The following is a 19,729-nucleotide window of genomic DNA, read 5'->3' as shown; positions in this document are numbered from 1 at the left end:
CGCCCGAGCCCGCGCCGCAGCCGGCTCCGAGCTGGGCCACGCCGAGCCACGAACCGGCCCCGAGCTGGGGCACCTCCGAGGGCGAGCACCACTAAGCGAACCTGTAACCGAACTCGGACCGGTTAACCTGATCGAAGCCGCAGCGGACGCCGCTGCGGCTTTTTCCGTATCGGCGGCAGTCCGTAGTTTTGCGGGTAAAGCCGATTCGCGCCGACGCTTCCTGCTGCGCGTCAAACCGTTGCTCGCTTCCGATTTGTGCGTCGCGCAACCGGCGCGGGAGCCTTGGTTTTGTGGTGCAAATGCAACACCCGTCAACCAACGTGTGGCGAGACTGCTGGAACGCCTAAAAAGTCGGCAAATGCATGTCTTTTCGCCTTCTCCAAAAAGGGGGGGCGTTTCAGATTGAGCACACGCGATTTGGTTGCAGTCCGTTATCGCGTGCCCTGGGGGCCACGCAGCTGGGCTGTCTGAACAGAGTAGATGGGGATCGTCATGAAGAAACTGGCTTTGTTAGCAACGGCGCTAGCAATGATTTCGAGCTCGGCGATGGCAGCTGATATGGCGGTGAAGGCCGTCAAGGCGCCGCCGCCGGCTCCCTTCGATCCCTGGGACATCGCCTTCGGCGCCGCCGTCATGAACGACTACATCTTCCGCGGCGTCACCCAGTCGAACCACAATGCGTCGGTCACCGCCTATTTCGAGCCGCGCTACAACGTCAACAAGGACCTGCAGCTCTACATCGGCACCTCGACCGAGAGCATCTCCTTCGCAAACCGCGCCGCGGCGGAAGTCGACATCTACGGTGGTATCCGTCCGACCTTCGGGGCCTTCGCCTTCGACATCGGTGTCTGGGGTTACCTGTATCCGGGTGGAACCTGCTACTTCGGCGCCCCCACCGACACCGCGGGCAAGCCGCTCGGCGCGGAGTGCGCCACCAACTTCCTGGCGAACGGCAACGTGATGAAGAAGGACGTCTCGTTCTTCGAAGTCTACGGCAAGGCGACCTGGACCATCAACGACAACTGGGCGTTCACGATCAACGAGTACTACTCGCCGAACTTCCTCAACACCGGCGCCTGGGGCAACTACTCGTCGATCATCGGCAAGTACACCGCGCCCAGCGCCGTGTTCGGCTCCAGCGGCGTCGGCATGTATGTGTCGGGCGAGTTCGGCCGGCAGTGGCTCGGCACGTCGGACAGCTTCTACGGCGTCCCGGCGTTCCCGAACGGCATCAAATATGCCGACTACAACACCTGGAACATCGGCATCGGCTTCACCTACAAGGTGTTTACGCTCGATCTGCGCTACTCCGACACCGACATGTCGAAGGGAAATTGCAGCGCGTTCACCAGCGACTACACCGCGGGCGGAACCACCAACGTCACCCCGATCAATCCGGGCGGCACGGGCTCCAACTGGTGCGGCGCGGCTGGTATCGCCAAGCTCTCGGTTGACCTGACGGCGATGTCCAACCTGAAGTAATTTCCCCTTCCGGGGATCGCGGGGCGGCAGAGCAATCTGCCGCCCTTTTGCTTTTGCGGGCATGCTTCATGAGACCGGATTGGATGGCGTTGATCGGGCGCAGCAGCCGGCGCGAACCCGTCGCGGGCACGGTGGCAGGCGTCGCACCGCCATCGCCGTCGGCACCGTGGAGTGGTGCTCCGTCGCGGCCGGCTATCCGCTGGCGGTGATTCGTTCGCAACCTCGATTCTGCTGGTGATGGGATCCCCGGAGGCCGCGCCGGCTCAGCCGCGCGCCTTGATCGGCGAACATCTGGTGTCGGCGCTGGCCGGCTTTGCGGTGCTGTGCCTGACCGGGCCGCATGCCTGGGCGGTTGGACTTGCGATCCTCGCGATGGTCCTGACCGATACGTTCCACCCGCCGGCGGGCATCAGTCCGCTCCTGATCGTCTCCGGCAATCTGCCGTGGTCATTCCTGCTCGCATCGGTGCTTGCCGGCGTGCTGCTGCTGGCCGCTTTCACCTATGGCTGGCATCGCTGGATCAGCCGCAGGCCGTGGCCGCGGCCGACCCCGTAGTCGCGGCTACGACGCAGCGGCCTTGACCGCGTCGCGCACGGTAAAGCGGTCGCCGTCGCGGACCAGGGTGACGTTGCGCTGATGGAAGGCCTCGAGCGTCGCGCGATGGCCGATCGAAACCACCGTGGTGTCGGGCAGCCTCTCGGCGATCAGCTTGTAGAGCGCGGCTTCCGCCGGCTCGTCGAGCGAGGCCGTCGCCTCGTCCAGGAACAGGAATTGCGGCGCGTGCAACAGCGCCCGCGCGATGCCGAGCCGCTGCTGCTCGCCGAGCGACAGCATCCGGTTCCAGTGCGCCTGCTCCTCGAGCCGCGCCGCGAGCTGCGGCAGTCCGACGGCGGTGAGGACCTCGCGGACCCGTTCCGCGTCGAATTGCGCGGCCTCGCCCGGATAGACGACGGCGTCACGCAGCGACCCGATCGGCAGATAGGGACGCTGCGGCAGCATCATCAAGGTCGCGCCGGCCGGCACTTCAATCGCGCCGTTGCCGAACGGCCAGATGCCGGCGATCGCGCGGAACAGCGTCGACTTGCCGGCGCCGGAGGGGCCCGTCATGAGGGTACGCTCGCCTTTGCGGAAGCCGAGCCGGTCCGTGTTCACCAGCGGCATTCCGTCGGGCAGCCGCACCACCAGGTTCTGCAGGCTGACGGCGCCGTCGTCCGGCGTTGCGGTGACATGAATGCGGTCGTCGCGCCTGGCAAGGCTCGACGCCGTGGCGATTCCGCTCTCGAATCCATCGAGGCGGTTCACCACGGCCTGCCATTCGGCCAATTGACGATAGACGCTGACGAAATACGAAAACGCGCCCTGAACGTTCGAGAATGCCGATGCGGTCTGCATCATGCCGCCAAGCTGGATCTTCTGCGCAAAGTAGGCCGGCGCCACCAGCACGTAGGGGAAGATCACCGAGGCCTGATTGTAGCTCGCCGTGAACGCTGTGATCTTCTTGGTCCGGTTCATCAGGGCGATCCAGTTCTCGACCACGTGTCCGAAGCGGACGAGCAGGCGCTCGCGCTCGGCCTGCTCGCCCTGCAGCAGTGCGATCTGCTCGGAGTTTTCCCGCACGCGCACCAGGTTGAAGCGGAAATCCGCTTCATATTGCTGCTGCTTGTAATCGATGCCGACCAGCGGCCAACCGATCAGATGGGTCAGCACGGTGCCGAGCAGCGAGTAGATCAACGCGCCCCAGACCAGGTAGCCGGGAATCGAATATTCAGCGCCGAACAGATGCAGCGGCGCTTCATTGGAAAGGCCCCACAGCAAGGTGAGGAAGGACGCCAGCGTGACGACCGAGTTCAGCAGGCCGAGGCCGAGATTGAGCGTGCGATCGACGAACAGCTTGACGTCGTCGGTCATGCGCTGGTCGGGGTTGTCGGCAGCATCGCCCTGGAGCTGCATCCGGTAGTGATTGGCCTGATGCAGCCAGTCACCAAGATACTGCGAGGTCATCCATTTTCGCCAGCGGATCTGCAGCCATTGATTGAGGTAGAGCTGGTAGACCGCCAGCAGGATGAAGAAGGCAACCAGCACGCAGAAATAAATGATCTCGCTGACGAAGGAATCCCAATTCCGTTCCTGCAATGCGTTGTAGAAGCGGTTGTTCCACTGCGTGAGCAGGACGTTGATGCCCACGATCGCGAGTTCGATCGCGATCACCGCCGCGAGCAATCCGCGGCCTACCCATTTGTCCTCGGAGCTGAAATAGGGCGAGGCGATGCGCCACACCGTCGCGAGCGTCGAGCGAATGTTGTTCACAGATTATCGTCTCCGGGGAAGCGGCCGCAAAGGCCTGAAGAATCGGGACAATCAGGGCGATCCGCGACTAAAGTCGTAGGTCTGGCATGCAAGCGTTGGCTTGTCCCGGCGATCGAGTCAACCCTAGCATGACGACAACGGCGAGGGGCGGGGGACCTTCGATTTTTCGCGAGGATGTGAGCGATCCTTACCGATCGTTCATTCGCGAGCCGGGGCTTCAACTATTCCGACGGACTCCCGCAATCGCACCAGTCGCGCCTGCCAGCACCGAGGCCCGCGGCTGCATAAGAACGTGGGGAGGACCCGAGATGAACACCTGGAATCAAATCTACAATCCGCTAGGCAATGCAGGGCTGTCGACGATCGCGGCCGCCATTCCCGTGGTGACGCTGCTGGTGCTGATCGCCAGCGGCAAGGTGAAGGCGCATATCGCGGCCATCGTCGCCGTGATCGTGACCAACCTGATCACGATCTTCGTCTTCACGATGCCGGCCGGCATGTCGATCCGCGCATCGATCCTCGGCATCGTGACCGGGTTCTTTCCGATCGGCTGGATCGTGCTCAACGTCATCTTCCTCTACCAGGTCACGGTGAGGTGCGGGAAGTTCGAGCTGTTGAAGCGGGCGGTCGGCGGCGTCACCGAGGACCGGCGCTTGCAGCTGCTGCTGATCGCGTTCTCGTTCGGCGCCTTCTTCGAGGGTGCCTCGGGCTTCGGCACGCCGGTCGCCATCACCGGCGCGGTGCTGATCGGGCTCGGCTTCTCGCCGCTCGCGGCCTCCGGCCTGTCGCTGATCGCCAACACCGCACCGGTCGCCTTCGGCGCGCTGGGCACGCCGATCCAGGGCCTTGCCTCGGTGACCGGGCTCGATCCCTACCTGCTCGGCGCGATGGTCGGACGGCAGCTGCCGCTGTTCTCGCTGATCGTGCCGTTCTGGGTGATATGGGCGTTCGCGGGCTGGCGCGGCATGAAGGAAGTGTGGCCGGCGATCCTGGTCACCGGCGTGTCGTTCGCGGTCCCGCAATTCGTGATCTCGAACTACATCAACCCCTGGATCGTCGACATCGGCGCCTCGCTGATCTCGATGGGCGCGCTGATCCTGTTCCTCAAGGTCTGGCAGCCCCGCCAGCTCTGGCTGTCGCCCGCACTGCGCGGCCGTGATGAATCGGCGGCGACGATGGCGGCCGCCAAGCCGCTCGACAAGACGCCGCTGACGCAAGGCGAATTGTGGAGCGCACTGCTGCCGTGGATCATCGTCTGCATCCTGATGCTGATCTGGGGCAATGGCGCCTTCAAGGCCTGGGCGAACGCCAACTTCGTCTGGAATTATCCGGTCCCCGAGCTCGACAAGCTGATCTTCAAGGTGCCGCCGGTGGTGCCGAAGCCGACGGCCGAAGGCGCGGTGTTCGGCTTCACCTACCTGTCGTTCACCGGCACCGGATTGCTGATCGCCGCAATCATCTCGGGTCTCTTGATGGGCTTCTCGCCGCTCAAGCTGATCGCCGAATATGGCCGCACCATCCGCCTCTGCGCGATCTCGCTGATCACGATCTCGGCGATGCTGGCGATCGGCACGCTGACCCGGCTGTCCGGCGTCGATGCCACCCTCGGCCTCGCCTTCGCGGCCACCGGCGTGCTCTACCCGTTCTTCGGCACACTGCTCGGCTGGCTCGGCGTGGCGCTGACCGGATCGGACACCTCGTCCAACATCCTGTTCGGCAATCTGCAGAAGATCACCTCCGAACAACTCGGCCTGCCGCCGATCCTGATGGCGGCGGCGAACTCCTCGGGTGGCGTGATGGGCAAGATGATCGACGCGCAATCGATCGTGGTCGCCTCCACCGCGACCAACTGGTACGGCCACGAAGGATCGATCCTGCGCTACGTGTTCCTGCACTCGATCGTGCTGGCGTGCCTGGTCGGTCTGTTCGTGACCTTGCAGGCCTATGTCTATCCGTTCACGGCGATGGTCTTGAAATAAACAGGCGAGGCGTCGCCCAAACGAAGATCCCCGCGGGTGGAGAGCCCGCGGGGATTTTGCTTTTCAAGCGCTTTTTCTCGGCCGCCATTCTGGCCAATCGCGGCCTTGTCCCATAGAAGGGCTGCGTTGCAATGGCTGGGAATGGCATGATCTCGATGAAGCGGCTTCTGAACGGCGGCGCGGCCGCATTGGTGCTGGCTGCTGCGGCTCTCGTCGCGGTTCCGGCGCAGGCGCAGGAGGAATTTCCGTTCGGTTTCGTGATGACGCTCGATGCCGCGCGCATGCCGGGCTCCAAGCGGATTCCCTCGATCGAGGTCGGCGACAATGGCGAGGTGATCCTCGAGCTCTGGTGCGACGGCGGCAAGGGCCAGTTTTCGGTTGCCGGCAACACCATCGTGTTCGTTCCCGGCGCGATGGAGAACCGCAGCTGCACGCCGGAGCGGGCGCAGGCCGACAAGGACCTGCTCGCAGCGCTCAGCGAGATGACGAGCTGGCGACGGCAGGGTGATCAGGTCACGTTCGTCGGAAGCAAGTCGCTGCGCTACGTGATCAACAGCAACTGAGAGCGTTTTCGAGCGAAGTGGACGCCGGTTCGCGTTAGGAAGACGCGTCAAACAAAAAGCTGCGCGGATCGAGGCCGCTCAGGGCGTCGCGACCAATCCGCTTGCGGTGGCAACGATCCAGCGGTTGCCCCAGCGCACGATGGAATCGACCCGTCCGAGGCCAGGCACGACGTCGCCGCGCGCGGCCATCTTGACGCCCTCCGGCCCCTCGAGCACGGCGGTGCCGTCCCGGACTTCGACCACCGACCATCCGGGGATGGTGCTCGGCCGCGTCTCCGGCGCTGCCGGGAGCGGTTGCTTCGTGCCGAGCGCTGCGGCTTGCGCATTCAAGGTGGTGGGCGCGGCGCCGAGCGCGAGTGGGCGCGGGCCTGAAGGGGTGGTCTTGGGAATGCTGCCGGTGACGGCGGGGTCCGCATTGGATGCGGTCCGGCGCGGGCTCTCGCTCCTTCGGCTCGGCGGCGCCTCGGCGACGTGCGGGACCGGCGCTTCCTTCTGCGCCACCGGTACCGGGGCGGGGCTTGCGAAGTCGTGCCAGTTGGCGCCGCCGGTCCATCCCAACACGAAGCTTGCGGCCAATGCCGTGGCGGCCAGCAGCGCGGTGCCGATGCGGTCGGCGAACGGCTCCCGCAGCAGCAGGGCGGCATCGTGGTTTTCGCCTGAAACGTCCCAGAGGTCCGCGGTCTGCGCCGGCGAATGACCCTCCGTCACATCTGTTGGCCAGATGCTTTCAGGACTGATCGGCTCGCGGTCTTGCATGGCGTGACCTGTGTTCGGTGACGCAAAGGATGATCCTCGAAACTAAATCGAGCCTTAATTTTCGGTGACCGAACTGCGGCAGCACGAAGTCTTTTGGTCGCAACCCCCGTAGATTGACGGGCAAACAGCGTCGGCCGACAGTTGCGGCAACGCTTCCTCCGGCCCGGCCCCGAATCGTGTCCGAGATACGCAAGCCTGAAATCAGCATCGCCCCCGAAGACCTGCGGCGGCCGGAGGTGCAGCGGCTGATCGCGCTGTCGGATGCCTATCTGGAGGCGCTGTACCCGGCCGATAGCAACCACCTCGCCGACGCAGTGGCGCTGGCCGCGCCCGGCACGGTGTTTCTCGTCGCGCGGAGCAACGGTGAGGCGCTCGGCTCGATCGCCTTCCGCGTCATCGGCCCCAAACATGCCGAGATGAAGCGGATGTTCGTGCGAGCCGAGGCGCGTGGACACGGGCTCGGCCGCCGTCTGCTCGAGGCGCTGGAGCAGGCGGCGCAGAGCCGGCAGATCGCGCGCATCAGCCTGGAGACCGGAATCCGGCAGCCGGAAGCGGTCGGACTCTACCGCGCCGCCGGCTACCGGGAGTGCCCGCCGTTCGGTGACTACGCGCCCGATCCGCTCAGCCTGTTCATGACCAAGCGCCTCTGACGCCCGCAATTGTTCCCACGCGTCGCGCGGCATGCAGCGGTCGTTTCCGGACGTCGTCTCCGCAAATCGGGTCGTCGTGGCCGGCGCGCGCGGCTATAGCGTTCGCATGCTCGACTTCGCCGCACAGTATGCAGCCTTTCAGCGACGCGATCCGGCCTGGGACGGGATCGTGTTCGTCGCGGTCAGGACCACGGGTGTGTATTGCCGCCCGGTCTGCCGGGCGCGCACGCCGCTCGCGCGCAATGTGCGGTTCTATGGCAGTGCGGCGTCGGCCGAACGCGCCGGCTTCCGCCCTTGCCTGCGCTGCCGTCCCGAGGCGGCGCCGTTCTGCCCGGCATGGAAAGGCACCAGGACGACCGTCGAGCGCGCGCTGCCGCTGATCGAGGCCGGCGCACTCGACCGCGGCAATGTCGAAGCGTTGGCCGAACGGCTCGGCGTCGGCGCGCGGCATCTGACGCGTCTGTTCGCCGAACATCTCGAGGCTTCGCCGCTCCAGGTCGCGTTGTCGCTGCGCGTGCAGCGCGCCAAGCGGTTGATCGACGGCAGCGATGCTCCGCTGTCCGTGGTGGCGCAGCGCGCCGGCTTCTCCAGCGCAAGGCGCATGACCGCCGCATTCGCAAAACTCTACGGTCGCTCGCCGATCTCGCTGCGGCGGAGGCGGCGGCCAGGCGTCACGATGCAATGAACCCGATGGAGATCAGCAATGGCCAAGAGCTACGGCACGGTGAGCGCGGAACAAAAACTCAAGATGAGCGGCCTCGCATTCGTCCAGGGGCTCGCCTCCGGCGCCTTGCCGCTCAACACGATCGCGCGCACGCTCGGCTATGACGTCACAGAGGCGGAGCACGGCCGTGTCGTCGTCACGCTGGTGCCGACGGAAGCGCATCTCAATCCGGCGGGCACCGTGCATGGTGGTCTCACCGCGACGCTGCTCGACAGTTGCATGGGGCTTGCGGTGCAGTCGACGCTCGAGGCCGGAACCAGCCAGACCACGCTCGAATTCAAGATCTCGCTGGTGCGGCCGATCACGCCGGACACCGGCCCGATCCGGGCCGAGGGCCATGTGCTCAATTGCGGTCGCCGCGTCGGCACCGCCGAAGGCAGGGTCACCGACGCCAAGGGCCGGTTGCTCGCCCACGGCACGACGACGTGCCTGATCTTTCCGGCTTGACGCGGAGGGACTGAGCCGACACTGCACCCGGAGATGCGATGCCGGCCCAATAACGTTGGAGTGTGTTCAGTCGACGAAGTGTCGGTTCACCCGGCGTAACCACTCTGTTCAGGCAAGCGGATGAGGCCGAGCTGCAGCATGGCGGTCAGCGCATCTTCCTGTCCAAGCTCCTCGGCGATCCGTCCGTCGCGCACGCGCAGCACGGTGGTGCCGGCGAACGTCATCTTGCGGCCGGAAGCCGCGGGCAGCGAGCCGAGGCGGAAGTCGCTGAACGCAGGGCCGGTGTGGGTGCCGCCGCCTTCCCAGCGGCCGACGACGAGATCGCCTTCCGCGACGAGATCGCCGACGCCCCAGAAATTCAGATCCGGAAACGCCTCGCGAAACTCGGTGATGAATTGCGTGACCGCGGCTCGGCCCTTCTTCGGTTCGTGCATCGGGTAGTGCACGACAATGTCCGGCGTCGCGAGCTCTTCGATGATGTTTGGATTCCACGGGTTGCCCCAGAAGCCCGTGAACCATCGGCCTACGACGTTCTTGTTTTCCTCTGACATCTCTTTGTCTCCATTTGCGTGTTGCCGGCATGCATTAGGCATTTTGAGACGCGTGTCGGACCACCCGATTCCAGATCGGGCGTGCAGCCGCCTCTCAGGCAGGATTCCGCTTTGTCGATATGGCGCTTAGCGCCGCTTCTCGAACGTCGTCACGCAATCGGAAAGCGGGTGGTTCGCGCAACGCGCGCGCGAAAACCTATTCGCGATCACACCGGAGAGCATCATGCGCAACTTCGATGCGATCGAGCCTCGTTCTGAATTGTTCGTCAGAAGCGACGGAATGCTCCAGTCCGGTCCGGACGCGGCTCCTTCGGCGACAGGCAACAATGTGGCGCCGCTAGCGCCGTGGCGACTTCGGCGGCTTTGCAACGGCGATGCCGCGAAACAGGAGGAAGAACGCGAAGATTGCGATTGGATAGACCAGGATCAACACGAAGGTCTCTATCATGGCCTCCTGGCTCAAACCGAAGAAGAAAGGCGCGAGCTCAAACGGCATGACCAGGCCTAGGCCCGCGCCGGCACCTCCGAAGATCGCAATCAGGTTGCACACGAACTCCGGCGCGCGACGACGGGCGGCAATCGCAAGGATGAGGCAGGCCACCGCGACGGTGACGAATGCCCACTCGGTTTGATGGATCAGGTCGACGGGCCAGCCCTTCGTGCTTGATGATGGGCTGAGATAGCCAAACACGAACATCATGATCGGGCCTCGCGGCCGAGATATTGCAGAACCGCCGACCTTACCGCCACACCGACTTGTCGGCGTCCCAGCGCTGGCCCTTGAACTCCTTGGTCAGCGCGTCGATCGCGCCGTTGTCGTCCTTGGTCTCGCTGGCTTCCTCGTCGCTGCTGGAATCGTCGGACAGGTTCAGCTTGGCGCCGGAGCTGTCATCCGATGTCGAGACGGTGGGGCTCGAGACCCAGAGCATGAGCTTGTCCGAGCTGCCGGGCTTGTCGGGCGAGACGAGGGCGGTGATCTCATAATTCTGGGTGAGGCCGAGCACAGGATAGATCGCGCTGGGCCGTTTCAGCACCAGCTTGAGCTTGCCGGTGTTCGCGTTCCACGTCGCCGAGGCGGGCTTGGCCGCGAGCGTCTTCGCGAGCACGCCGGCGATCGCGGTCGCCAGTCTGTCCTTGTTGATCTTGTCGCCGTCGCGCCAGTCGGCGGCGGCAATGCGGATGGTGCGGTCCATCTCGACCACGCCGCTGGTCCAGCCGGCCGCGGTCACGCCGGGCGCGGATTTCACCTTGGCGAGCAGCGCGCTGGCGTGCTCGGGATCGACGATGAGGTTGATGGTCTGCTCGCCGGCGCGCAGCGCGTCGCAGGTCACCGCGAGGCTGGAGGTGCCGACCTCGACGGCTTCGCCCTTCAGGCTCTTGAGGAAATCCGCCGCCGCATCGAGCTTCACCCGCACGCCGATCGATTCCGGCGAGACATCGGTAAAATCCTTCGGCTGCGGCGTGATGCCGTCCTCGGTGGCCTGGTTGTCCTGGAATTCCTTCTCGCTGAGGTCGGAATTGTCCGTCGAGGCGACCTCGGTCACGGTCTGGCCGATCGTGATCTGGCCGCGGAACTCAAAGCTGTCGCCGGTCTGCTTGCGGTTCAGCTTGATGGAGACCGGCTGCTTGTCGGCGACGCTCTGGGTGGTGCCAGACAGCGTCTGGCCGCTGACGGCAAGGTTGGCAACGAAGCGGTCCTTGCGGTCGGAGCCCTTGTCGGCGGGATAGCAGACGTCGAGCACGGCCGCAGTCACGGTCTTGCCCTGGCGGGTTTCCTTCAGGACGACATCGGCATTGCCGTCCATCAGGCCGTCGATCGCGGTGAAATAGCGCGTCTCGGGGCCGTTCGCCGGGGCTGCCTTCGATTGCAGCTTCATCTGGGCGAGGGCGGGGGCCGAGGCGACGGCAAGACCGAGCAGCAGGAGCGGGAGCGCGCGCATACGATAAGTCCTCGAAGGGCAGAATCGGTTCCGTCGTAACTAGCAAACCTCCGTGTCATTGGCCAAAAAAGAAGGCCGCCTGACGGCGGCTATCAATTTCGCACGATCTGACCTTTGGCACTGTCATGGCCCGGCGAAGCGGTTTTCCGAAAACATCATGCTTGGACAACAAGCTAAGGCGGGACGACAGATTCTGTTTCTATCTGATCTCATCGCGCCTTAAGGTTCTTCGCCGTTCTCCAGCCTGCCGCGCAATGTACTGACGACGCGGCTCACGGTTTCGATGTCCTTCATCGACAGTCCGTCGGCGAGGCCGTTCACCCAGGGCAGTTGCAGCCGCATCGCCGCGTCGAAGCTTTGCTGGCCCTTGTCTGTCAGCACGACGAGCTGGGCGCGGCGGTGATGTGGGTTGGTCTCGAAGGTGACGAGCCCGTCCCGTTCGAGGTCGTTGACGATCCGCTGCACGTTCTGTCTGGCGGCGCCGAGGTCGCGCGCCAGCCACGCCACCGGTTGCGGGCGCTCAGCGGCGACGATGGCGCCGAGGATCTGCCAGCGCGCGCTGGTCAGCCCGAGCCCGGCCACCAGCCGGTCGCCTGACGTGAACAGCAGGCTGTTGAGCCTGAAGAGGTCGAGAATCAGGTTGCTCAGGGCTTCACCGGCCGGCGTTCGCTTGGTTTGCGGCATTTGTCACCATGGGTGTATATTGACATCATAATGTCAACATTGATATGTATCGATCCGGTCGGAATGACATCATAGCACCATATCAACGGAGCCAGCCATGCCGCAGATGCGTCCTCTTGACCCCGCATTCCCGATCGACCGCCAGCTCGCGGTCGATGCCAGCAACGTCGTGCTGGTCAACCTGTTCACCCTCGACAAGGCCGACGAGGACACCTTCCTGAAAGCCTGGCAAGACGACGCCGCCATCATGAAGCGGCAGCCCGGCTTCATCTCGACCCAGCTGCACCGCGCGGTGGGCGAGAGCCCGGCCTATCTGAATTACGCGGTCTGGGAATCCACCGCCGCCTTCCGCGCGGCGTTCATGAACCCGGAGTTCAGGGCGAAGCTCTCGGCCTATCCGGCTTCGGCGGTGGCGTCGCCGCATCTGTTCCAGAAGGTGGCGGTGGCCGATATCTGCGTGGCCTAGAAGGCTGTGCGGGACCGGCGAAAAGTCTGTAGGGCGGATTAGCCGAAGGCGTAATCCGCCATTCGCGGAGATGCGGCGGATTACGCTTCGCTAATCCGCCCTACGATCGCATCAACGATCACTCAACTGTGCACCAGCATGCCGATGCCGAGCGTGGTTGCGGCAGCCAGGAAGGCGATGTCCAGGAAGCGCAGCGGCGCTTTCGGACGACGACCGGTCGAGCCGGCAATGACGTAGTAGAGCCAATAGCCCCCGCCGAGGACGGCAAACGTCAACGTCTGCTTGAACCAGAACGTCAGGACGACCGCGAGATCATCGATGCTGTCCTGGGCATAGGCGCCCAGCGCGAGCACCGCGCCGATCGCATAGAACAACGCGAGCGTTGACGTCAGGGATTTGGCGTCGCGGGACATCGGATGATCCTTACGTCTCGATCGTAATCAAACTGCAAAAAAGAAGGCCGCCCGGAGGCGGCCTTCGATCTCGATGCGAATGTGGTGGGGGCTTAGAAACCGCCCATGCCGCCCATTCCACCCATGCCGCCGCCCGGCATCGCCGGCGCCGCGTCCTTCGGCACTTCGGCGACCATGGCCTCGGTGGTCACCAGCAGGCCGGCGACGGAGGAGGCGTCCTGAAGTGCGGTGCGCACCACCTTGGCGGGGTCGATGATCCCCTTGTCGACCATGTCGACATAGTCCTCGGTCTGGGCGTCGAAGCCAAAGGTCTCCGACTTGTTCTCGAGGATCTTGCCGACCACGATCGAGCCCTCGACACCGGCGTTCTCCGAGATCTGGCGAATCGGAGCTTCCAGCGCCTTGAGCACGATGTTGATGCCGGCCTGGACGTCGGCATTGGGGTTGGTGAGACGGCCGACCGCCTTCTTGGCGCGCAGCAGCGCCACGCCGCCGCCGGGCACGATGCCTTCCTGCACCGCGGCGCGGGTCGCGTTCAGCGCGTCCTCGACACGATCCTTCTTCTCCTTGACCTCGACCTCGGTCGCACCGCCGACCTTGATCACGGCAACGCCGCCGGCGAGCTTGGCAAGACGCTCCTGCAGCTTCTCACGGTCGTAGTCCGAGGTGGTCTCCTCGATCTGCGCCTTGATCTGGCCAACGCGGGCGTCGATGTCCTTCTTCTTGCCGGCGCCCTTGACGATCGTGGTGTTCTCCTTGTCGATCACGATCTTGCCGGCGCGGCCGAGCATGTTGACCGTGACGTTCTCGAGCTTCATGCCGAGGTCGTCGGAGATCAGCTGACCGCCGGTCAGGATCGCGATGTCCTCCAGCATCGCCTTGCGGCGATCGCCGAAGCCCGGCGCCTTGACGGCGGCGACCTTGAGGCCGCCGCGCAGGCGGTTCACCACCAGCGTCGCCAGCGCCTCGCCCTCGACGTCCTCGGCGAGGATCAGCAGCGGACGGCCCGACTGCACCACGGCTTCCAGCACCGGCAGCATCGCCTGCAGGCCGGACAACTTCTTCTCGTGCAGCAGGATGTAGGCATCCTCGAGCTCGGCGGTCATCTTCTCGGCGTTGGTGATGAAGTACGGCGACAGGTAGCCGCGGTCGAACTTCATGCCCTCGACGATGTCGACCTCGGTATCGAGCGACTTGTTCTCCTCGACGGTGATGACGCCCTCGTTGCCGACCTTCTGCATCGCCTGCGCGATCATCTTGCCGATCGCGGTGTCGCCATTGGCCGAAATGGTGCCGACCTGGGCGACCTCGGAAGAGGCGGCAACCGGCTTGGCGCGCTTCTCGATGTCCTTGATCACCGCGGCGACGGCAATGTCGATGCCGCGCTTCAGGTCCATCGGATTCATGCCGGCCGCAACGGACTTGGCGCCTTCGCGGACGATGGCCTGCGCCAGCACGGTCGCGGTGGTGGTGCCGTCACCGGCGGTGTCGTTGGTCTTGGAAGCGACCTCGCGCAGCATCTGCGCGCCCATGTTCTCGAACTTGTCGTCGAGCTCGATCTCCTTGGCGACGGTGACGCCGTCCTTGGTGATGCGGGGCGCGCCGAACGACTTCTCGATGACGACGTTACGGCCTTTCGGGCCGAGCGTCACCTTGACGGCGTTGGCGAGCACGTCGACGCCGCGCAGCATGCGGTCGCGGGCGTCTCCGGCGAATTTTACGTCCTTGGCAGCCATTGTTTTGAACTCCTGGAAATGTCTGTGAATTGCTTACCGCTTCCGCGTCCGTCATCGCCGGGCTTGAGCCGGCGATCCATCTTTTCGAAGCGCGATGGATGCCCGATCAAGTCCGGGCATGACAGCGGAGGGCGCGGCGGCCCTTGGAGTCCCTGGCGCTTACGCCAGCACGCCCATGATGTCGGACTCCTTCATGATCAGGAGCTCCTGGTTGTCGAGCTTGACCTCGGTGCCCGACCACTTGCCGAACAGCACGCGGTCGCCGACCTTGAGGTCGATCGGGATCAGCTTGCCGGCTTCGTCGCGGCCACCCGGGCCGACGGCGACGATCTCGCCCTGAGACGGCTTCTCCTTGGCCGAGTCCGGAATGATGATGCCGCCCTTGGACTTCTCCTCGGCATCGATACGCTTGACTACGACGCGGTCATGCAGGGGGCGGAAGGTGGATTTAGCCATGACGTTCCCTCTTGGAGGCTCGGTTTCAGGTCCGGTTCATCGAGACCGGCGTTGAATGCCGGTCCGGTCGGCGCCAGGCAGGACGCCCGGCGCATTTAGCAATCGTGATGCGAGAGTGCTAATTGTGCGCCGGGGAATATGGCTTGGCGCAGTTTCTGTCAAGCAAACGGGTTAAGGCCTTGGTGAGGCCAATATAGGATGGTGGACCAGAAACCAAATCGTAGCGATGACGTAATTTTTGTCGGACGTCGTTGCTCCGTCTTAAGTTTTACGCTTGGCTGCAGGACGGGTGCGGCCAGGACATAGTCGGGGGATAAACATGATTACGTCACTCAACGCGCGATTGGTCGCACGGTTCGCGGCTATCTCGGCGCTGACGACACTCTTGGGCGCGTGCGGCAGCATGAGTTTGCCGTCGTTGTCGTCGAACCCTGAGCCGGCGCCCACCGAGCCGGGGATGGCTCCGGAGATGCCCGCGAGTATTCGCCCCGACGAGATTGTCGGCCGCTGGGGTCTCGCCTCGTTCCAGAATCCCGCCGACCGCGCCCGCACCGAGGCCGCCGCGCGCGGCCAGTGCAAGCAGCCTTATGTGATCGGCGCCGGCCAGAACGGCGGCGTCATCATGCATCTGGCCGACCAGGCCACCCCGCAGGAACTGCGGCTGAAGGGTTCCCCGAGCGGCAAGAACTATATCGGCCCGCCCGGCCCTGTGCCCGGCGAGCAGGACCGCGAGATCATCTCGTTCGACGGGCGGGTCCTGATCACCCGCTTCGTCGACAAGGACGCCGCCACCCGCTACGGCAACATGGTCTACGTCCGCTGCGCCCCGAGGGCGTAACGGCGAGGCCTGAACTTCCGTCCGCGATCGAGCCGCATCGGCAGCACACCTCTCCCCTTGTGGGAGAGGTCGGATTGCATCGCCAGATGCGATCCGGGTGAGGGGTCTCTCTCCGCGCGTGACCCCATCGATTTGAGTATGCGGTGCCCACCCCTCATCCGGCACGGATTGCATCCGCACCACCTTCTCCCACAAGGGTAGAAGGGACGGCCATCATTGCGAGGAGCGAAGCGACGAAGCAATCCATGCCGCCGCATTCGCGGATCGATGGATTGCTTCGCTTCGCTCGCAATGACGGCGGATAGAAACTGCCCTACCGCCGCACGCCGACGCGATTGACGCCGCCATTCATGTTGCCGCCCACGTTATGCCGGACCGCAGCGCGCGCCACCGGACGCGGCCGGAGCACGACGCCCGCCCGCGCCACGCAACCGTGCGGATATCCGACATAGGTGCAGTACACGACGGCCTTCGCCGGTGCTGAACTGAACGTGACACCCGCTAGCCCCAACATCAGGCTGGCCGAAATTCCCGCAGTCGCTGACTTGATCGAAAGAATGGTCGTCCGACGCATGGTGATCCTCCCTCATCGCGCGCGAGCCGAAAAGTGATGGAGCCGCTTCAGCTGCGTCCCAGGTATCGTGCCTGGGTATCGTCGGTGGCGAGGGACACGTGATGTTGACGTAAATCAACGCCGGGCGCGACCCGTCGCCCCGTGAGATCGATCCGCTTCATCAAGAACGAGGGCGGCTCACCGAGCCGCCCTCGTTCCGTGGCGTTGCGCCGGCTTCACTGACAGACGTACATGTGGCCGGCGGCCATTTTCGTCATCGTGCCGGGCTCGCAGCCGATACTATTGGCCGCCTTGTTAGTCCGCCCATCCGCTGTAGTACCGCGGTGGCTCCACCCCCAATCAGTAATCCGGTAGCAAGGCGCACGCCATCAGCGCGAATGAAACAAACCCGCCGCCGATCGTCACGGCCTCAAAGACAGCCTCGCGCTGCAACTCCGAGAAAAGCCGGCGCGTAACCCTTCTTGCCGCAAGATTGATCGTGCGCCCCCACAGCATCCGCCATGTCTCAATGCGAAGCTCTGCGCGTCGAATGCGCGCAGCGAGCGCGCCGCGAATTCGCGATATTGTGTTCGGTGAAAATACAAGGTTTTGCGCGGGGACAACCGGGATGATCCCGGAAGTCCGATGCAACCGGCACCCAATACTGGCCCCCGGCACACGCATGACAATTCCCTCGCGCGGCAATATGCACCCGCGACAGCAAACCCGCCAGCAGATTTGCCGGTGTCGGAGTTGGCACAAGCTGCATACTGTCGGGCAGGGGTTCTGACTGATTTGCCGCTTGTCGTGCTTCAAACAAAAACGCCGGCCCGAAGGCCGGCGCTATTCGTTCTGATCTTGCGATTGCTCAGTTGAACATCGCGTCGATGTCGTCCTGCGAGGCGTGGCCGGCGTCGCCGTCGAGCTTCGGGCCGTTGAGCAGGCGGGCGTCGCCCTCGCGGGTGTCGACGATCGGCGGGGAGTGGGTCTTGATCGCGTCGACGCCGCCCCAGATGTTCATCATCTCGTTGATGTGCTGCTCGATGAACTTCATCGTCTGCATCACCTTGTTGATGCGCTGGCCGGTTAGGTCCTGGAAGTTGCAGGCCTCGAAGATCGAGACCACGCGTTCCTGGATATCTTCGCTGAGCAGCTTCTGCTGATCCGGCGTGACGTTCTTCGACAGCGCAGTCGCGGCCTGGTCGATCGCCTCCACCGCCTCGAGGATCTGCTGGGTCGCCTGTTCGGTGCCGCCGACCACGGCGCCGAGCTCGCCATTGACCTTGGCCATCTCCTCGCCGTTGAAGCTCTTGCCGTGCAGCACGGCGATCTCGCGCTTGGTGCGGCTGATCGCGTCGTGGATCAGGTCGAGCTCGACCTTGAGCTTCTCGCACTGTTCGACCTGCGCGCGGTAGGTCTCGAGCAGCGCGTGCGTCTCGGCGATCTCGCGGGCGACGGCGGCATCAACGCTGTTGCCGCTGCGCTCTGCCGGTGCGGAGGCCATCTGGGCGCGGATCGAGCGAAGCTCGGCCATGATCTCGCGATGCATCGGACCGAGGTCGGCGCCGCCCGCAACAACTTCCGGCTCCGGCATCACGACTTCACCCATCGCCTGCTCGACACGAAAACGCTTACGCTTCACTGACATGATTTTCATTCCCGCCCCTTCTACTGAAGTCCGTTCTAGACAGGGTGGATTTAACGTCAGGTTCACGCGGGAACAGTTTGCGCCGATGGCGAGCGACCGCAGCGATACCGGCGATTAACCATATCGCCGCGGCATTCACGCAAAATAAACGCTGTCAGGCAAAACCACGCGGCATTGCCGACGTGGTGAATCGAAACGGCCGTTCCGTTTACCAAACCGATGCGGTTTTCATTGCTTATTGACCACGTGCAACGGGGCATCGCGCGCCCTTAGCAAAGCAAGTCACGACGAAACCAGTACAGAGTACGTCGATGTTCAGGAAAACCACGCTTGCGCTGCTTGCCGGCGCCTCTTCTCTTATTGCCGTTCCCCATCACGCCATGGCGATCGACGCGGCGGCTCAGCCCGAGCCGTCTGTGATCTACGCCAACCAGGGCGCACCGCAGCCGCCGATGCGCACCGCCTATGTACAGCCGCAGCGCTCCAATATGGGGGGCGGCTTCATCGAATTCCTGTTCGGCGATGCGCCATCGTCGCAGGGTTACTCGCCGCAGTATCAGCAGCAGCCCGGCTATTACGGCAATCGCCAGCTGCCGCCGATGGATCCGCAGCAGCAGATGATCCGTCAGCAGGAGGAGGCTGCGGGCGATCCGACCCAGCGTCCGTTCGATCCGCGCTATGAAAAGCAGCTGGTCGATTACAGCGGCAAGGAAGGCGCCGGCACCATCGTCGTCGATACGCCGAACAAGTTCCTCTATCTGGTGCAGGGCGACGGCCGCGCGCTGCGCTACGGCATCGGCGTCGGTCGGCCCGGCTTCACCTGGGCCGGCACCAAGACGATCTCGGCGAAGAAGGAGTGGCCAGCCTGGACGCCGCCGCCGGAAATGCTGGCGCGCCGTCCCGATCTGCCGCGGCACATGGAAGGCGGCCCGGAGAATCCGCTCGGGGCGCGTGCGATGTATCTCGGCTCGTCGCTCTACCGCATCCACGGCTCCAACGAGCCCTGGACGATCGGCACCAACGTCTCGTCCGGCTGCATCCGGATGCGCAACGAGGACGTCATCGACCTCTACGGCCGCGTCAATGTCGGCGCCAAGGTCGTCGTGATGTGAGGGTGGTTTTGAAGCAGCTGCCCCAAAGAAGGTGTCATCCCGGCTTTCGCCGGGACGACGGAATCAAAACGGCCGCTCGATTGGAGCGGCCGTTGTCGTTTCAGCGATCGCGCTCACGCGTAATCGCCGTTGTCGTCGCCGCCGTTGTCGTCGAAGTCGTCGGCGTCTTGATCATCGTCACTGTCCCGGTCGGCCTGCGCCTGGTCGAACGCGCCGGCGCGCGAGCCGTAATCACTGTCGCGACCGGACGAGCTGACATCGTTGATCCCGGCGTCACGGGCGAGGTCGCTCGACGACTGGTCGCCGCCCCAGGGGCGTGAACCGCCGCCGAGGCCGCCGGCATCGGCCAGCGACTGGTGGCCACCGCCACCCATCATGCCGCGGATGCTGGAGAGCAGCAGTCCGCCGCCGACCACGCCGGCCG

The 19,729-nt window shown here is 64.4% G+C and carries 24 protein-coding genes; 11 read left to right on the top strand and 13 right to left on the bottom strand.

All coding sequences use genetic code 11. From position 1 onward, the window contains the following. The 3 genes from H8A92_RS32955 to H8A92_RS32945 all read left to right on the top strand — a co-directional run. On the top strand, positions 1 to 406 hold a 406-nt coding region (locus H8A92_RS32955; protein ID WP_229199557.1), incomplete at its 5' end, for a hypothetical protein. An 86-nt stretch (positions 407 to 492) separates the two neighbouring features. Then, a complete protein-coding gene (locus tag H8A92_RS32950; RefSeq protein ID WP_229199556.1) occupies positions 493 to 1,482 on the top strand; it encodes a TorF family putative porin in 990 nt (329 codons plus the stop codon). Positions 1,483 to 1,719: 237 nt separating this feature from the next. Beyond that, the gene (locus H8A92_RS32945) at positions 1,720 to 2,037 is read left to right on the top strand and encodes an HPP family protein (RefSeq protein WP_229199555.1); all 318 of its coding nucleotides are present in this window, start codon (positions 1,720 to 1,722) and stop codon (positions 2,035 to 2,037) included. Positions 2,038 to 2,043: 6 nt separating this feature from the next. Here the strand turns inward: H8A92_RS32945 and H8A92_RS32940 are convergent, their stop codons facing one another. Continuing rightward, entirely contained in the window at positions 2,044 to 3,789 is a 1,746-nt protein-coding gene (locus tag H8A92_RS32940; protein ID WP_229199554.1) for an ABC transporter ATP-binding protein/permease, read from the bottom strand. Between the two features lie 308 nt (positions 3,790 to 4,097). Here H8A92_RS32940 and H8A92_RS32935 point away from each other — a divergent pair, with 308 nt between their 5' ends. Together H8A92_RS32935 and H8A92_RS32930 are read left to right on the top strand one after the other, a co-directional pair. Further along, positions 4,098 to 5,768, top strand: coding sequence for an L-lactate permease (locus H8A92_RS32935; RefSeq protein ID WP_229199553.1), 1,671 nt, complete (start codon positions 4,098 to 4,100; stop codon positions 5,766 to 5,768). A 131-nt stretch (positions 5,769 to 5,899) separates the two neighbouring features. Next, positions 5,900 to 6,331 (top strand): META domain-containing protein, encoded by a 432-nt coding sequence (locus tag H8A92_RS32930; RefSeq protein ID WP_229199552.1) that lies wholly within the window; start codon positions 5,900 to 5,902, stop codon positions 6,329 to 6,331. A gap of 78 nt (positions 6,332 to 6,409) precedes the next feature. Here the strand turns inward: H8A92_RS32930 and H8A92_RS32925 are convergent, their stop codons facing one another. Continuing rightward, positions 6,410 to 7,039 (bottom strand): hypothetical protein, encoded by a 630-nt coding sequence (locus H8A92_RS32925; RefSeq protein WP_229199551.1) that lies wholly within the window; start codon positions 7,037 to 7,039, stop codon positions 6,410 to 6,412. Between the two features lie 233 nt (positions 7,040 to 7,272). Here H8A92_RS32925 and H8A92_RS32920 point away from each other — a divergent pair, with 233 nt between their 5' ends. From H8A92_RS32920 to H8A92_RS32910, 3 genes are all read left to right on the top strand, one after another. Beyond that, the gene (locus tag H8A92_RS32920; RefSeq protein WP_229199559.1) at positions 7,273 to 7,737 is read left to right on the top strand and encodes a GNAT family N-acetyltransferase; all 465 of its coding nucleotides are present in this window, start codon (positions 7,273 to 7,275) and stop codon (positions 7,735 to 7,737) included. Positions 7,738 to 7,843: 106 nt separating this feature from the next. Further along, positions 7,844 to 8,422: a bifunctional transcriptional activator/DNA repair enzyme AdaA gene (locus H8A92_RS32915; protein ID WP_229199558.1), complete on the top strand. Its 579-nt coding sequence runs from the start codon at positions 7,844 to 7,846 to the stop codon at positions 8,420 to 8,422. 18 nt (positions 8,423 to 8,440) lie between these two features. Further along, a complete protein-coding gene (locus tag H8A92_RS32910; protein ID WP_229199550.1) occupies positions 8,441 to 8,908 on the top strand; it encodes a PaaI family thioesterase in 468 nt (155 codons plus the stop codon). A gap of 86 nt (positions 8,909 to 8,994) precedes the next feature. Here the strand turns inward: H8A92_RS32910 and H8A92_RS32905 are convergent, their stop codons facing one another. From H8A92_RS32905 to H8A92_RS32890, 4 genes are all read right to left on the bottom strand, one after another. Continuing rightward, positions 8,995 to 9,459: an ester cyclase gene (locus H8A92_RS32905; RefSeq protein WP_229199549.1), complete on the bottom strand. Its 465-nt coding sequence runs from the start codon at positions 9,457 to 9,459 to the stop codon at positions 8,995 to 8,997. A 337-nt stretch (positions 9,460 to 9,796) separates the two neighbouring features. After that, positions 9,797 to 10,156, bottom strand: a complete 360-nt coding sequence (locus tag H8A92_RS32900; protein ID WP_229199548.1) for a hypothetical protein — start codon at positions 10,154 to 10,156, stop codon at positions 9,797 to 9,799. A gap of 43 nt (positions 10,157 to 10,199) precedes the next feature. Continuing rightward, positions 10,200 to 11,399, bottom strand: a complete 1,200-nt coding sequence (locus H8A92_RS32895; protein WP_229199547.1) for a hypothetical protein — start codon at positions 11,397 to 11,399, stop codon at positions 10,200 to 10,202. Positions 11,400 to 11,618: 219 nt separating this feature from the next. Then, on the bottom strand, positions 11,619 to 12,083 hold the full coding sequence (locus H8A92_RS32890) for a MarR family winged helix-turn-helix transcriptional regulator (RefSeq protein ID WP_229199546.1): 465 nt from the start codon (positions 12,081 to 12,083) through the stop codon (positions 11,619 to 11,621). A 97-nt stretch (positions 12,084 to 12,180) separates the two neighbouring features. Here H8A92_RS32890 and H8A92_RS32885 point away from each other — a divergent pair, with 97 nt between their 5' ends. Then, the gene (locus H8A92_RS32885; protein ID WP_229199545.1) at positions 12,181 to 12,549 is read left to right on the top strand and encodes an antibiotic biosynthesis monooxygenase family protein; all 369 of its coding nucleotides are present in this window, start codon (positions 12,181 to 12,183) and stop codon (positions 12,547 to 12,549) included. A 122-nt stretch (positions 12,550 to 12,671) separates the two neighbouring features. Here the strand turns inward: H8A92_RS32885 and H8A92_RS32880 are convergent, their stop codons facing one another. The 3 genes from H8A92_RS32880 to H8A92_RS32870 form a co-directional block, all read right to left on the bottom strand. Beyond that, positions 12,672 to 12,962, bottom strand: a complete 291-nt coding sequence (locus H8A92_RS32880) for a hypothetical protein (protein ID WP_229199544.1) — start codon at positions 12,960 to 12,962, stop codon at positions 12,672 to 12,674. 92 nt (positions 12,963 to 13,054) lie between these two features. Further along, positions 13,055 to 14,698, bottom strand: a complete 1,644-nt coding sequence (gene groL / locus H8A92_RS32875) for a chaperonin GroEL (RefSeq protein WP_229199543.1) — start codon at positions 14,696 to 14,698, stop codon at positions 13,055 to 13,057. Positions 14,699 to 14,857: 159 nt separating this feature from the next. Then, positions 14,858 to 15,154, bottom strand: a complete 297-nt coding sequence (locus tag H8A92_RS32870; protein WP_018269780.1) for a co-chaperone GroES — start codon at positions 15,152 to 15,154, stop codon at positions 14,858 to 14,860. 319 nt (positions 15,155 to 15,473) lie between these two features. Between H8A92_RS32870 and H8A92_RS32865 the strand changes: the two genes are divergently transcribed. After that, positions 15,474 to 15,992, top strand: a complete 519-nt coding sequence (locus tag H8A92_RS32865) for a hypothetical protein (protein ID WP_229199542.1) — start codon at positions 15,474 to 15,476, stop codon at positions 15,990 to 15,992. Positions 15,993 to 16,305: 313 nt separating this feature from the next. Here the strand turns inward: H8A92_RS32865 and H8A92_RS32860 are convergent, their stop codons facing one another. From H8A92_RS32860 to H8A92_RS32850, 3 genes are all read right to left on the bottom strand, one after another. Next, complete coding sequence (locus H8A92_RS32860) at positions 16,306 to 16,566, bottom strand: hypothetical protein (protein WP_229199541.1); 261 nt, start codon at positions 16,564 to 16,566, stop codon at positions 16,306 to 16,308. Between the two features lie 339 nt (positions 16,567 to 16,905). Next, entirely contained in the window at positions 16,906 to 17,229 is a 324-nt protein-coding gene (locus H8A92_RS32855) for a hypothetical protein (RefSeq protein WP_229199540.1), read from the bottom strand. Positions 17,230 to 17,413: 184 nt separating this feature from the next. After that, entirely contained in the window at positions 17,414 to 18,193 is a 780-nt protein-coding gene (locus tag H8A92_RS32850; protein ID WP_229199539.1) for a protein phosphatase CheZ, read from the bottom strand. Positions 18,194 to 18,504: 311 nt separating this feature from the next. Between H8A92_RS32850 and H8A92_RS32845 the strand changes: the two genes are divergently transcribed. After that, positions 18,505 to 19,305 carry a L,D-transpeptidase gene (locus tag H8A92_RS32845; RefSeq protein WP_229199538.1) on the top strand — a complete coding sequence of 267 codons (801 nt, stop codon included), beginning with the start codon at positions 18,505 to 18,507 and terminating at the stop codon, positions 19,303 to 19,305. Positions 19,306 to 19,418: 113 nt separating this feature from the next. Here H8A92_RS32845 and H8A92_RS32840 read toward each other — a convergent pair. Next, positions 19,419 to 19,729, bottom strand: a 311-nt coding sequence (locus H8A92_RS32840) for a DUF2076 domain-containing protein (RefSeq protein WP_229199537.1), incomplete at its 5' end; no start/stop codon positions are given.

This window comes from Bradyrhizobium acaciae (assembly GCF_020889785.1).
Taxonomy (GTDB): Bacteria; Pseudomonadota; Alphaproteobacteria; order Rhizobiales; family Xanthobacteraceae; genus Bradyrhizobium; species Bradyrhizobium acaciae.
This window is presented reverse-complemented; position numbering and strand designations above follow the sequence as displayed.

Excerpts from the sequence above, each read along its gene's own strand:
- H8A92_RS32950 (WP_229199556.1), top strand. The coding sequence starts at position 493 with ATGAAGAAACTGGCTTTGTTAGCAACGGCGCTAGCAATGATTTCGAGC.
- H8A92_RS32880 (WP_229199544.1), bottom strand. The coding sequence starts at position 12,962 with ATGTCCCGCGACGCCAAATCCCTGACGTCAACGCTCGCGTTGTTCTAT.
- H8A92_RS32895 (WP_229199547.1), bottom strand. The coding sequence starts at position 11,399 with ATGCGCGCGCTCCCGCTCCTGCTGCTCGGTCTTGCCGTCGCCTCGGCC.
- H8A92_RS32855 (WP_229199540.1), bottom strand. The coding sequence starts at position 17,229 with ATGCGTGTGCCGGGGGCCAGTATTGGGTGCCGGTTGCATCGGACTTCC.
- H8A92_RS32930 (WP_229199552.1), top strand. The coding sequence starts at position 5,900 with ATGGCTGGGAATGGCATGATCTCGATGAAGCGGCTTCTGAACGGCGGC.
- H8A92_RS32850 (WP_229199539.1), bottom strand. The coding sequence starts at position 18,193 with ATGTCAGTGAAGCGTAAGCGTTTTCGTGTCGAGCAGGCGATGGGTGAA.
- H8A92_RS32945 (WP_229199555.1), top strand. The coding sequence starts at position 1,720 with ATGGGATCCCCGGAGGCCGCGCCGGCTCAGCCGCGCGCCTTGATCGGC.
- H8A92_RS32915 (WP_229199558.1), top strand. The coding sequence starts at position 7,844 with ATGCTCGACTTCGCCGCACAGTATGCAGCCTTTCAGCGACGCGATCCG.
- H8A92_RS32870 (WP_018269780.1), bottom strand. The coding sequence starts at position 15,154 with ATGGCTAAATCCACCTTCCGCCCCCTGCATGACCGCGTCGTAGTCAAG.
- H8A92_RS32900 (WP_229199548.1), bottom strand. The coding sequence starts at position 10,156 with ATGTTCGTGTTTGGCTATCTCAGCCCATCATCAAGCACGAAGGGCTGG.
- H8A92_RS32905 (WP_229199549.1), bottom strand. The coding sequence starts at position 9,459 with ATGTCAGAGGAAAACAAGAACGTCGTAGGCCGATGGTTCACGGGCTTC.
- H8A92_RS32935 (WP_229199553.1), top strand. The coding sequence starts at position 4,098 with ATGAACACCTGGAATCAAATCTACAATCCGCTAGGCAATGCAGGGCTG.
- H8A92_RS32890 (WP_229199546.1), bottom strand. The coding sequence starts at position 12,083 with ATGCCGCAAACCAAGCGAACGCCGGCCGGTGAAGCCCTGAGCAACCTG.
- H8A92_RS32865 (WP_229199542.1), top strand. The coding sequence starts at position 15,474 with ATGATTACGTCACTCAACGCGCGATTGGTCGCACGGTTCGCGGCTATC.
- H8A92_RS32910 (WP_229199550.1), top strand. The coding sequence starts at position 8,441 with ATGGCCAAGAGCTACGGCACGGTGAGCGCGGAACAAAAACTCAAGATG.
- H8A92_RS32885 (WP_229199545.1), top strand. The coding sequence starts at position 12,181 with ATGCCGCAGATGCGTCCTCTTGACCCCGCATTCCCGATCGACCGCCAG.
- H8A92_RS32845 (WP_229199538.1), top strand. The coding sequence starts at position 18,505 with ATGTTCAGGAAAACCACGCTTGCGCTGCTTGCCGGCGCCTCTTCTCTT.
- H8A92_RS32860 (WP_229199541.1), bottom strand. The coding sequence starts at position 16,566 with ATGCGTCGGACGACCATTCTTTCGATCAAGTCAGCGACTGCGGGAATT.
- groL (WP_229199543.1), bottom strand. The coding sequence starts at position 14,698 with ATGGCTGCCAAGGACGTAAAATTCGCCGGAGACGCCCGCGACCGCATG.